The 12,231-nt window shown below is 36.8% G+C and carries 12 protein-coding genes; 7 read left to right on the top strand and 5 right to left on the bottom strand.

The features are described from left to right. Positions 1 to 326: 326 nt before the first annotated feature. The 4 genes from NZD88_RS15305 to dnaA form a co-directional block, all read right to left on the bottom strand. A complete protein-coding gene (locus NZD88_RS15305; RefSeq protein ID WP_169235444.1) occupies positions 327 to 1,025 on the bottom strand; it encodes an SAM-dependent methyltransferase in 699 nt (232 codons plus the stop codon). Between the two features lies 1 nt (position 1,026). Further along, entirely contained in the window at positions 1,027 to 1,530 is a 504-nt protein-coding gene (locus NZD88_RS15310) for a nuclear transport factor 2 family protein (protein WP_259830282.1), read from the bottom strand. Between the two features lies 1 nt (position 1,531). Further along, on the bottom strand, positions 1,532 to 1,981 hold the full coding sequence (locus tag NZD88_RS15315; protein WP_259830283.1) for a low molecular weight protein-tyrosine-phosphatase: 450 nt from the start codon (positions 1,979 to 1,981) through the stop codon (positions 1,532 to 1,534). Positions 1,982 to 2,122: 141 nt separating this feature from the next. Continuing rightward, positions 2,123 to 3,577: a chromosomal replication initiator protein DnaA gene (gene dnaA, locus NZD88_RS15320; RefSeq protein ID WP_073334943.1), complete on the bottom strand. Its 1,455-nt coding sequence runs from the start codon at positions 3,575 to 3,577 to the stop codon at positions 2,123 to 2,125. Positions 3,578 to 3,713: 136 nt separating this feature from the next. Here dnaA and NZD88_RS15325 point away from each other — a divergent pair, with 136 nt between their 5' ends. The 5 genes from NZD88_RS15325 (at position 3,714) to NZD88_RS15345 (ending at position 9,202) form a co-directional block, all read left to right on the top strand. Continuing rightward, complete coding sequence (locus NZD88_RS15325) at positions 3,714 to 4,124, top strand: acyl-CoA thioesterase (protein ID WP_169235440.1); 411 nt, start codon at positions 3,714 to 3,716, stop codon at positions 4,122 to 4,124. A 129-nt stretch (positions 4,125 to 4,253) separates the two neighbouring features. After that, on the top strand, positions 4,254 to 5,102 hold the full coding sequence (gene pheA / locus NZD88_RS15330; RefSeq protein ID WP_259830284.1) for a prephenate dehydratase: 849 nt from the start codon (positions 4,254 to 4,256) through the stop codon (positions 5,100 to 5,102). Between the two features lie 377 nt (positions 5,103 to 5,479). Then, positions 5,480 to 6,202: a hypothetical protein gene (locus tag NZD88_RS15335; protein ID WP_259830285.1), complete on the top strand. Its 723-nt coding sequence runs from the start codon at positions 5,480 to 5,482 to the stop codon at positions 6,200 to 6,202. A 105-nt stretch (positions 6,203 to 6,307) separates the two neighbouring features. Next, a complete protein-coding gene (locus NZD88_RS15340) occupies positions 6,308 to 8,515 on the top strand; it encodes a DUF2339 domain-containing protein (protein ID WP_259830287.1) in 2,208 nt (735 codons plus the stop codon). Between the two features lie 246 nt (positions 8,516 to 8,761). Beyond that, entirely contained in the window at positions 8,762 to 9,202 is a 441-nt protein-coding gene (locus tag NZD88_RS15345; protein WP_259830288.1) for a hypothetical protein, read from the top strand. Positions 9,203 to 9,254: 52 nt separating this feature from the next. Here the strand turns inward: NZD88_RS15345 and NZD88_RS15350 are convergent, their stop codons facing one another. Next, positions 9,255 to 10,532, bottom strand: a complete 1,278-nt coding sequence (locus tag NZD88_RS15350; RefSeq protein ID WP_259830290.1) for a replication-associated recombination protein A — start codon at positions 10,530 to 10,532, stop codon at positions 9,255 to 9,257. Positions 10,533 to 10,634: 102 nt separating this feature from the next. Here NZD88_RS15350 and yidD point away from each other — a divergent pair, with 102 nt between their 5' ends. Both yidD and lgt read left to right on the top strand, forming a co-directional pair. After that, a complete protein-coding gene (yidD, locus tag NZD88_RS15355) occupies positions 10,635 to 10,886 on the top strand; it encodes a membrane protein insertion efficiency factor YidD (protein WP_259830292.1) in 252 nt (83 codons plus the stop codon). Positions 10,887 to 11,309: 423 nt separating this feature from the next. Next, a complete protein-coding gene (gene lgt, locus NZD88_RS15360) occupies positions 11,310 to 12,176 on the top strand; it encodes a prolipoprotein diacylglyceryl transferase (RefSeq protein WP_279324433.1) in 867 nt (288 codons plus the stop codon). Positions 12,177 to 12,231: the final 55 nt, after the last annotated feature.

The following is a 12,231-nucleotide window of genomic DNA, read 5'->3' on the forward strand; positions in this document are numbered from 1 at the left end:
GGACTCCTGAGATTAGCTATTGAAGCGTGGTAAACGGAATTCGTTAAAGCAATACTCAAATTTAATAAAACATATTAAAACTTATACACATAATTAAAAAATAAATAAAATAAACATAATTATGATTAATATTCATTATCATAATTTATTTATTGTAACAAATTAAACTAAACGAAAGTTTGATAAGTATAATTTTCAAATTCAGACACAACGAAACCACCGATCGCCAACTCTTTTTAGAGCATCAATCAGTGTTAAGAGATGAAATTAAGGAATGTAAACCCGAAAGAATTAAAAAGGATAGTTTTGCATTTCCAGTCCCCTATTTATTTCCCCAGCACAAATACTGCTGGAATTTTGTGAAGCTCCGGCTTTGCTTTTTTCCAGTCGTTGATGGTTTTTGTCTGAATAAATTCATGCTCAGGATCGTTGATATTCGCTGCGATACAAAGCTTTGTATTGGGAGATAAAAATTTAGTCAGGTCTTCAAAAAGCGGATTATTCCGGTACGGAGTTTCCATAAAGATCTGGGAATATCCGGTCTGCTGTACCAGGCTTTCAAGGCGCTGGATCTGTTTTTTCTTTTCACTTTTATCGATTGGAAGGTAACCATGGAATGTAAATTCCTGCCCATTAAATCCACTGGAAATCAAGGCAAGAATAATTGACGAAGGGCCTGAAACAGGGATCACTCTGATATTTTTTTCATGACACCATTTCACGATCAGGTTTCCGGGATCCGCGATACATGGGAGACCTGCCTCGGAAAGCAATCCGAAATCCTGTCCTTGCAACATCAGACTCTGAGCTTCTTTAATATCAGCATTTTCGGTGTATTTGTCCAATAAAAACAACTTTAAGTCGGACTGTTTCTTTTCCGGAGCAAAGAATTTAACAACCTTTCTGGCTGTTTTTTCATTTTCCACAAAAAAATAATCCGTCTGCATGATATAGTCTTTCAGAACAGGCGAGAAATGAGCAATAGAAGTATTTTCAGATAAATAGGCTGGGAGTAAAAAAAGCATTTTATTGTTTTTTAGTTCTTTCTTTGAGTGAAGGTTGAGGGAAATATTTCGCAAGATCCATAGAAAAAGTAACTGAGGTAATTTTCCATGTTCCGTGGATTTTCATCAGGGTCCAGATTTCCTTTCCCCAATTCTCCATTTTCCCATCATACCAGAAGCTGTAATCAAAATTAGCAGAGGCAATAGCTCCATCTTCAATGATTTTTATATTATCAAATTTTTCTTCAGATTTATCATCTTTAAAGCTTTTGATAAAGGCTTTATAATCATCTGTAAAGTAGTACTCAGCTTTCGGATTTTTTTCTAAACGCTTGGCCTGAGTTCTGTCATTATAAATCCCTGTCCAAAGTACGGGCTCTTGAAATAGGGAAGCAAATTTGACTTCATCTCTGGTTTTGATACACTGCATAAATTCATCCATAAGCTTACAGATCGCAGTTTCATCCTGAGTTTGGGCAAAAGAAAAGGTAAAGCTAAAAAAAAGCAGGAGAATTAATGTTTTCATATTATGATAGGATTTGGTTCTTAATGACATCACAACCTCTGTCCAGCAACTGGAAAACTTCTTCAAAATCATCCATATTTCCCCAGTAAGGATCCGGAACTTCGGCATTTTTATGATCCCCCGCAGCTTCCAAAAATAATGACACCTTCCGGCGCTGATCTTCATTTCGCGCTTTTGAGATCACATCTTCGTATACATCTATATCCATGCAATAGATTTTGTCAAAGTTCTCAAAATCAGCTTTGGTAATAGGTCTTGATTTCTGATTTGAAATATCAATATGATGGTTCGCAGCAGTCTTTATAGCTCTTTTATCCGGGTGCTTCCCTTCATGCATAGAAATTGTTCCTGCCGAATCTACAAAAAAATTTTCCGGAAGTTTCGTCTTCATAATACCTTCTGCTAAAGGACTTCTGCAAATATTCCCGAGGCAGACCATCAATATTTTCATATCTTATTTTTAATTGAAAGATTAAATGATTTATACATAAGACAATTAAAGATGTAAAATCATGACATTCAGCAGCAAAACTAAATAAAAAATGAAGAATAAAACTATTCTCCATTTCAATTTATTCAGATTAAATGATTTCTATTTTTTGATTCTTTCCGCAAGATCTTTAACGTACTTTTTCACTTCCTTATCAATTTTCGATACATCTTTGATGGTATCACAGGCGTACATCACCGTTGAATGGTCTTTTCCGCCCATTTCCTCACCGATCTTTGTAAAGGTAGCATTCGTTAGCTCTTTTGAGAAATACATCGCTAATTGTCTTGGGAGGGCAATTTCTCTTTTTCTGGTTTTAGAAAGAAGCTGCTCTTTTTTGATTCCAAAATAATCGCATACCACTTCCTGAATGTAAGGAATATTGATGACTTTCTTCTGGTTAGCTGCAATCTTATTGATCGTGTCTTTCAGTAATTCAAGACTTAAGTCTGTTTTATAAACCGTAGAATAAGCAATTACAGAGTTGATCACCCCGATAAGCTCTCTTACATTCGTTTTAGCTTCAGCCGCAAGGAAATCAAGCATATCACCCGGAAGAACGATTCCGTCTCTGCTTAATTTATCTACGATGATCTGTCTTCTTGTAGAAAGATCCGGAGATTTGATCTCAGCAGAAAGCCCCCATTTGAAACGGGAAACAATCCTCTCCTGAATATCCATGATATCTGCAGGTGCCTTATCTGAGGTAAGGATGATCTGTTTTCCGTTCTGGTGAAGATGATCAAAGATATGGAAGAAACTGTCCTGTGTAGCAGATTTACCTGACAAGAACTGAATATCATCAATGATCAAAACATCTACCATCTGGTAAAAGTTCGCAAACTCCGTCTGTTTGTGAGCTTTCGCAGCAGAAATAAACTGCTGGATGAATTTTTCGGAAGAAAGATAAAGAACTACTTTATCCGGAAACTGACTTTTTACTTCAAGACCTACAGCCTGTCCCAAGTGGGTCTTTCCAACACCGTATCCTCCGTGAAGAAATAATGGGTTAAAAGCGGTTGCTCCTGGTCTTTTAGCAATTGATCTCGCTACCGTAGCAGCAAATTTATTACTTTCTCCTTCTATATAATTATCAAAAGAATAGTCCGATTTAAGGTTCGAATCTATATTGACTTTTCTTATTCCCGGAACTACAAAAGGGTTTACGATATTTGCAGAGAATCCCTGCGGCATTGTTTCCTGCATTTTTGGTGTAGGAACGCTCTTCCCTTTCATATTCATTGTCACTGGCTTTTCCTCTCCGGTAGGCCTGTTTTCCATTACTGAGTACCATAATTTTACACCTTTTCCAAGATTTTTCTTCAGGGCAGCAGAAAGCAGGGACAGGTAATTATCCTCAATATATTCCTTGTAAAAATCGCTCGGCACTATTAGCGTAAGGTTATTGGCAACCAAAGAAAGTGGCTGTACCTTATCGAATAGCATATCGAAGGATTTTTCAAGCTTCTTAAGATCAGAATTGTCTTCAGCTGCGTTCAAATTATCCCGCATGAACTGGAGGCACTTCTGCCATATCATCATTAAATTTTCATCCATATTTATGCCCCGATTAAATCTTAGTTAGTACTTTTTGTAGAAGGAAGACAAAGGTCCAATTTTTTCTTTTCAAAAAAAAATATTGCAGGTATTGATTATTTAAAAATATATTTGTATGCATAAATACAGACTAAAAATGATACACACAACTCACTCAATAAGAGTACGTTACGGAGAAACAGACCCTATGAAATACGTGTACTACGGGAACTATGCAGAGTACTTGGAAATTGGCAGAGTAGAACTCTTCAGAAACATCGGAATGTCATACGATGAAATTGAAAACCAAGGAATTTGGCTTCCTGTTTCGGAATATAAAATTAAATATATCCTTCCGGCCCTGTATGATCAAAAATTAGAAATTCATACGTATGTTAAAAAAATTCCGGGTGTACGAATAGAATTTGACTATGAAATCTTCAATGAAGAGGGAGCTAAAATCACGGAAGCATCCACTACTCTGTTCTTTTTAGATGCAAAAACCAATAAAATCATCAAATGTCCGGACTTCCTGATGAAACTTATTGAAGAGAACTGGAACAGGTAGCAGGTTTTAGGTTGCAGATTACAGGTGAGAGACTACATCCCGTTAATTAAAGATGTTTGTTTTTAAACTAATTTGCATCTTTGCACTTCAAACCATTCTAAATATTATCTACACTTATATATACTACATATGAAGATCGCATTTTTGGGCCCTCATGCAAGTTTCACTCAGCTTGCGGCCACACAGCTTTTTCCGGATGGGGAACTTCTGCCGCAGGCTAATATTCTGGACTGCTTTAATGCTGTTGATACCGGAGAAGCTGAAAAAGCAGTAGTTCCCCTGGAAAATTCTATCGAGGGGACTGTTTCTATGACGCTGGATTATTTATACAAAACACCCTCCATTAAAATAGAAGCAGAAGGCGTAATGCCTATTGCCCATCACCTGATGATCCATCCGGAGACCAACATCGAGGATATTGACAAAATATATTCCCATCCACAGGCTTTGGCTCAAAGCTTCCATTTTCTGGATACCACATACAAAGAAACAGCGAGGCAGGATTTTTCATCCACCGCTGCAGCTGCAAAATATGTTTCCGAAAATAAAGATCTTAAAATTGCTGCGGTTGCCAATCAGTTTGCAGCTAATTTATACGGACTGAAAATAGTCAACAGAAACATCCAGGATTTTGAACAGAACCACACCCGGTTTATTGTGATTTCTAAAAATCAGACAAAATATGAGAATGACCACCTTGAGGTTTTGGGAGAAAAATCAGGCATGCTAATCAATCTTCCTGAGGATCATCCCGGAGGCCTTCACCAGGTTCTCTCGGTTTTTGCCTGGCGAAAAATGAACCTCAGCAAAATTGAATCCAGAACGTTAAAAACAGGTCTTGGGAATTATTTCTTCTTTATCAATGTAGCTGGAAAATGGGAAAATATACTGCATGGCAATGCACTTTTGGAGCTTCAATCGATCAATGCAGAAGTAGATTTCCTTGGAAACTACAAAGAATTCCTTCTTGAAAGTTAAAAAATATTCATCTTACTCCAATGACACTGCTCTAATAGGCAGTGTTTTTTTGTTAATAATCCTACGTCTAAACATCACATTTATAGAGATAACGGACAAAACCGCCCCATAATATGTCAGAAACACTGACATTATGAAAGATTTTTGCACATTAATTAATCATAAAATTGGAGAATATTAAAATAAAATATTTACTTTTACTAACGATTTATATTTGTAAAATAACAACACATAACCACATTACGAATAACATATAATGAAAAAATAAACATACGTTTAAATTATTCTTAAAGTTATCCGCATATAGTTAAATAAACCATAAATAAGGCATGATTTTTGCATTATAAATCCTGAAAACTAACTAAAAAAACTTTCTCATGAAAACCAAAATCTACAGCTTATTTTTAGCTTTATCGGCAGTTACCGCATTTTCCCAAGTCGGGATAAATACAGCTAATCCATCCGCTACACTTGATGTGAATGGAACTTTGAAAGTAAGGGATACTCAAATGATACCCGCCTTACCTGGATATACTATTATGGTGGTCAATGACGGGTCATTTCAGGTTGCCAAAGTAGACCCACAGGTGATTATTGATGCTGCTACAGCTGCGTCTGGTACCAATACATCTGTTTATGCTGCTAAAAAAACTACAGGAATTACTCTTTTAAGTTTAGGCCTATTCCCTACAGGATTTAGGGCTGTTAACTTTTTAGCTGCTGAAAGATCAGTGGGATCCGCTGCATTATTCTCCGATACTGATAATACTTTTATCATACCATCTAACGGTGTTTATCAGGTAGGGTTTTCGTTCCGTTATGGATCAGGTCTTCAGGCTGCCATCCTTACCAATACTCCAGGAATCGGTATCTTCAGAGACAGAGCCGGAGTGGGAACTCTTATTGACAGCCGTGTATTTAGTGGACTTACCATTCCACTTGTATTAAGCTTAACGATTTCAGAAAGCACCATTAATTCTCTGTACAGCTTCCAGGCCGGAGACAAAATCTCGTTTGGACTTACAGGATCTTCTGCTCTTGATGTTGGATTACTGGGAGCAAGTGTTGGGTCTTTCTATATCTACAAAGTTTCTAATTAACACATACAATTAATCACTCTGCACAATTAATCCATCACAGAATATGTGATGGATTAATTTTTTAGCGTTACAAACATTTGCTTTATATTTGATGAAAACTAAAGAATGAGTGAAATTCTCCTGACGATATTAATTATAGGGATCATCTTTATCTTCAACAATCTGAATAATAAGATCAGAAGGCTGGAGAAAGAAGTTTCTGATTTACAATTTAAAATTACCCAACCTCAGCAAGACAGAGCAGTCCCGCAGCAAGAAAAACAGGAGTCAGAAGAACTCATCAGAACGCCCCAACAGGTACAGAATGTTCAAACCCATGAGGAAATCAACATCAACGCTCCATCCCCTCAAAAAGATTGGCTGGAACCTGTTTTTGACTTTTTAAAGCAAAATATCCTAACGATCATCGGTATTTTCACACTCGTTCTGGGAATAGGCTATTTTGTAAAATATGCCATCGACAAAAACTGGATCGGAGAAACCGCAAGAGCAGGAATAGGCCTTGCTGCAGGCGCCGGAATCATGGTAGCCGGGCATTTTTTCAGAAAGAACTATGCTGTTTTTGCCTCTATTATAACAGGAGGCGGAATTGCAGTCTTATATTTTACGACAACAATAGCTTTTCAGGAATATCATTTATTTACCCAGAATACAGCTTTTGTCATAACGACTTTGGTCACCATCGTTTCTATTGCCCTCGCGTATTATTATAAAAGTGAGATATTAATCATTTTTGCAATGCTCGGAGGGTTTTCCGCTCCGCTGATGATCAGTACGGGACAGAGTAATTATCTTTTCCTTTTCACGTATCTGACACTCCTCAATATTGGCATGCTTGCCACTTCCTATCTTAAACACTGGAAAAGTGTGGGATGGACGGCTTATGCTTTCACAAGTATTTATCTCTTTTACTGGACTTCGGAAAAGACTGAACTGCTTAGTATTGTTTTTTACATCATCAGTTATATTATTTTCTACATTTTTGCACTTCAGGATTATTTCAAAAAAAAGACACTTTCGTCATGGGATACTTTAATGCTTGTGCTCATCAATTTTTCAAGTATTATCGGTCTCATCTATACCTTTAAAACATTAAACTACGAACCGGTTATTATTTTTCCGCTTCTTTTTGCTGTTGTTAATGCGTTGCTTCTGATAAGAGAATATGGAAAGAAAAGTTTCGGTTTCAGTTATTCCATTTTTGCAGCCTTGACCATTAGCCTTGTTACGATCGCAGTGGCCCTTCAGTTCAAAGCTCATCTTATTACAAGCGTTTGGGCGATAGAGGCAACGCTTCTTCTGTATATCTGGAAAAAAAGTGGACACAGCATTTTCAAAACATGTTTTTATGTTCTGTTTCCCCTGGTCATTATGGCACAGATCATGACCTGGTCGGAGTACTTCAATGCCAAGGATATGAGTATGGTGTTTAATCCTGTATTTCTAACCAGCCTTGTTACTATTGCCACCACCATTATTAATCTATTTTTATTAAAGAAAATTAATGAGCCCGGAAAAAAGAAAGATCACTTTTTTGAAAATCTCTTTGCTATAGTAAGTTATGGCATTATATACATTGCTCTTCTTTTGGAGATTATCTATCACATTTCAGATAGGCCATGGCCAGCCATTACAAGCATTGGGCTTCTATTCAGCATCTATTACCTATTTGTACTGATCCTTTTCAGAAAAAAACTGGCTATTGAAGGGATTATCCAAACGGGTATGATTTATTTATTCTTTATCCTGATCGCTTTTAATGCTTCATTTGTCGCCTCAGAAGTCGTGATGGCCGTTTTACAGAAAAAACTGACTTTTGGTTTTTACATGTTCCACCTGCTTCACTGGATTCCTTTTGTTTACGTTTTATGGAACATTGCTTCTATTAAGGATTTCTATAAAACCAATGCCTCTTACCTGGCTATTTCAGTAACACTTGTTATTGCAATAAGCTGTGGGTTTTATAATACTTATATGGTAAGTTCTGTAAAAGACATGTCGCATCTGTACAAAGTAAGGGAACATTTCAACATCCTTTACCTTCCCATTATATGGACCGTCCTGGCCAGTATCTTTATCTATATAAGCTTAAAAAAGAATATCCCCGAATACAGCAGAATCGGCTTTATATTGATCGGGATTACAGTCCTGAAACTTTACAGCTATGATGTGTGGCAGATGGATAATATTTCAAGAATTACTGCATTTATTATATTGGGGGTTATTTTATTATTGAGTTCATTCACCTTCCAAAGACTGAAGAATATTATAAAAAATATGGTTGATAAAAAGGAGGAAGAAAGGAAAGAATAAGAATGGAAGTTGGAAGCAGGGTTTAAAAACCATATCTATATAGTCAGGTTTACTTATACAACTTCCTCTTCCGACATTCATTATGATTTCGTGGAAACAGAACCCTGAAACATCCGGTTATAAAATCAAAAACCTTCAACAAAATCTATTATTTCTAAGTAATATTTAAAATATCACAAAATTTCATTCACATTTTATAAAAATTAATTATATTTATCCAGTTTTTAACAGTTACATATTCCGGTTATGAAAAAAATACTCTATTCTTTTTTAATATTATCATCTGCAGTGCTATCTGCCCAGAAGAATCCTTCTGTAAAGTTTGCTGTTGCCAATGATATTGTGGGAACGGTAGGTATGTTCAATGTCAGAAAAGACATCGTTCAGAGCTCAAATACCTATAAAAGTCCGGCAGGATTACCACAAGGCTTAAAAAAATACAGCTTCATTGCAGAAAAAGGGCTTACTGAATTTAAAATCAAAAGCGGTCAGGAAGGTTTGGACAGAGTATCCCTTGCTCAGCTGAACTCACAATATGGAGTAGCAGAAAATACCCCTGTTTTTATCGAGGGCTACGAATTTGCTGATACCAACATGAAGATCTACGGTGATATTATGGGTAATGTAGACGTTAAAGATCATAACGGAAGAAAAACAGTATTCCTAAGTGCCAATCTTATAAAATAAACTTTATACAACTATAAAAGAAAAAGGATACTTTCAGAGTATCCTTTTTTATTTAATATCTGTTATTCCATTTCTTCTTAAGCTCTTCGTAAATTTTCTTTTCTGTAGCATTGCTGCCCGGCTGATAAAGTTTTACATTTTTTATTTCCTCGGGCAGAAAATCCTGATCTACAAAATTACCCTCGTAAGAATGGGCATATTTATATTCTTTGCCATAATCCAGGTCTTTCATCAGCTTGGTGGGAGCATTTCTCAAATGTAGTGGTACCGGCAGGTTTCCGGTTTGCTTTACTAAAGCTAAGGCGTCATTAATGGCCATATACGTTGAGTTACTTTTAGGAGAAACAGCCAGATAGACCGCCGTTTCACTTAAAATGATCCTTGATTCCGGATTACCAATCACATTGATCGCCTGGAAACAGTTATTAGCAATGACCAAAGCATTAGGATTGGCCAATCCTATATCTTCAGCAGCCAAAATGAGCATTCTCCGGGCAATAAACTTGATATCCTCCCCTCCCGCAATCATCCTGGCCAGCCAATAAACCGCACCGTTCGGATCACCACCCCGCATAGATTTTATAAATGCAGAGATAATATCATAATGTTGCTCACCGTTTTTATCATACAGCGCCATGGTTTCCTGCAAAATATCCAGAACGTCTGCGTTGCTGATCTCTTCTTTGCTTGAATTCATGTATTGGTTAAGCACAAGCTCAACAGAATTGATCAGTTTCCTGGCATCCCCGCCTGAATACTGGATAAAAGCTTCTTTTTCTATAATTTTAAAATCGGTTCCTTCATCTTTATTATACTTCTGAGAAGCCGTATCAATCAATTCCTCTAATTTTTCATAGCTCAGGGCTTTCAAAATATATACCTGACTTCTTGACAAAAGTGCGGATACCACCTCAAAGCTTGGATTTTCCGTTGTGGCACCAATTAAAACAATCCAACCCTTCTCCACAGCGTGCAGCAATGAATCCTGCTGGGATTTATTGAAACGGTGGATCTCGTCAATGAATAAAATAGGAGATTTGCCTGAAAACAAATTCTGTTTTTTAGCATCTTCGATAACGTCGCGTACATCTTTTACCCCTGAAGAAACAGCTGAAAGTTTATAGAATTTTCTTCCTGATTTTTCAGAAATGATTTCGGCTAATGTGGTTTTCCCTGTTCCCGGAGGTCCCCAAAGAATCAGGGAATTGAGTGCATTATTTTCGATCATCTTCCTGATCGTGCCTTTTTCGCCGGTAAGATGTTCCTGCCCAAGAACTTCTTCCAGGGTTTTGGGTCTTAATTTTTCGGCTAATGGTATATTTTGGCTCAAGATAATTTATTTTTTTTGATAAACAGATTCAGGTTTTGGATCCCCGAAACTTCTAACAAAATTAAACTAATTTTAATTTTTTTACCCTATTTTTGCATTGTTTTGAAACTTACATTCAATAAAATCGTTAGTTTTCCTTTGGTAATTTTGATAAAATTTTACCAATGGTTTATTTCGCCCCTACTTCCCAAAAACTGCCGTTACGAACCTACCTGCTCTCACTATATGGTGGAAGCGCTTCAGGTACATGGTATTTTCAAAGGATTATGGATGGGGACAAAAAGAATTTCAAAATGTCATCCATGGGGAGGCAGCGGTTACGATCCAGTTCCTCCGAAAAAATTAAATCAGTAACAAACTATTAAATCAATAGAAATGAGTAACTTATTTTTCAGAATTTACCTCGTGGTATTTGCATTGATCACCCAGTTCGCATTTTCCCAGGAATATCCAGGAGGCTTATCTGACGGAACTCTGAAAGTAAACGGAGCCGGTATTCCGGTAAAAATTTATTCTACCACAGAGATCATTGATCTTAGTGCTTTTCCTGAAAAAACGACAAATAACAATATTCTGGTCATCTTTAATGATTCAAATTTTGAATCTACTCATTTCGATTCAAGTACCTTAATTCTAACAAAGTACAAGACTTTCAAATACCAGTTTTTTGATAAAAACTTCAAACTGATTGACAATCCGGTGACACAGGACAATATCTCCGCTTTTAAATATGCTGTAAAATCAGCAAAACCTATCGTGGAGTCTGACAATGTTGCTTTGGAAACTCCTTTCAAAATCTGGGATCCATCAAAAGGGATTCAACTGGGACCTGTAACACTGCATTTCTACAGCTTAATGTTTGTTTTTGCCTTCGGTTTCGGTTATTTTTTAATGTTAAGGATTTTCAAAATTGATAATGTTAATCAGAAATATCTGGAGCCGCTTTTCACCTGGACATTGATTGGAACTATTTTGGGCGCAAGATTAGGTCACGTTATTTTCTATCAGCCAGAGCTGTTTAAGGAAGATTTCTGGAGCGTATTTTTACCCATAAGCACTAAAAATGGCTTTCAATTTACCGGGTTTTCCGGACTGGCAAGTCATGGAGCGACGATAGCCCTTATTTTCACTACTTTATATTATTCATTTAAGATCATTAAAAAAAATCCGTTTTGGGTATATGACAGAATTGGAATTGTGGTTGCTTTGGGAGGTGCATTTGTGAGAATTGGGAATTTTTTCAATTCAGAGATCATAGGAAAGGCCGTTGACCCTAACTCTCCCCTTGCCATTCTTTTCCCACAGCAGAGCAGTGAATATGGCCCTACAGTTCCCCGTTATCCGGGTCAACTTCTTGAAGCAGCCGGATATTTCCTGCTGTTTATATTGCTATGGACATTATACAGAAAAACAAACAAAAAATATCAGCAGGGGTGGTTATTCGGACTGTTCTTTATCATCCTTTGGGCTGTGAGATTCTTTGTAGAATTCCTGAAAGAACCTCAGGGTGACGAGTTCATTCATATTGGAGGACTGAATACCGGACAGGTACTTTCTATTCCGTTTATGATCGCAGGAGTGGTGATCATGATTATTTCTAAAAAATTCAAGATTACTCCGGCGGAAAACGAAAAGCCGGAATAAAAGGAATCAAAAATAAGAAAGGGCAAATTGGCAGAAGCAAATTTGCCCTTTTTGT

Origin of the sequence: Chryseobacterium pyrolae, assembly GCF_025153485.1 — a bacterium.
GTDB classification, from domain to species: Bacteria; Bacteroidota; Bacteroidia; order Flavobacteriales; family Weeksellaceae; genus Chryseobacterium; species Chryseobacterium antibioticum.

Excerpts from the sequence above, each read along its gene's own strand:
- NZD88_RS15305 (WP_169235444.1), bottom strand. The coding sequence starts at position 1,025 with ATGCTTTTTTTACTCCCAGCCTATTTATCTGAAAATACTTCTATTGCT.
- NZD88_RS15310 (WP_259830282.1), bottom strand. The coding sequence starts at position 1,530 with ATGAAAACATTAATTCTCCTGCTTTTTTTTAGCTTTACCTTTTCTTTT.
- NZD88_RS15315 (WP_259830283.1), bottom strand. The coding sequence starts at position 1,981 with ATGAAAATATTGATGGTCTGCCTCGGGAATATTTGCAGAAGTCCTTTA.
- dnaA (WP_073334943.1), bottom strand. The coding sequence starts at position 3,577 with ATGGATGAAAATTTAATGATGATATGGCAGAAGTGCCTCCAGTTCATG.
- NZD88_RS15325 (WP_169235440.1), top strand. The coding sequence starts at position 3,714 with ATGATACACACAACTCACTCAATAAGAGTACGTTACGGAGAAACAGAC.
- pheA (WP_259830284.1), top strand. The coding sequence starts at position 4,254 with ATGAAGATCGCATTTTTGGGCCCTCATGCAAGTTTCACTCAGCTTGCG.
- NZD88_RS15335 (WP_259830285.1), top strand. The coding sequence starts at position 5,480 with ATGAAAACCAAAATCTACAGCTTATTTTTAGCTTTATCGGCAGTTACC.
- NZD88_RS15340 (WP_259830287.1), top strand. The coding sequence starts at position 6,308 with ATGAGTGAAATTCTCCTGACGATATTAATTATAGGGATCATCTTTATC.
- NZD88_RS15345 (WP_259830288.1), top strand. The coding sequence starts at position 8,762 with ATGAAAAAAATACTCTATTCTTTTTTAATATTATCATCTGCAGTGCTA.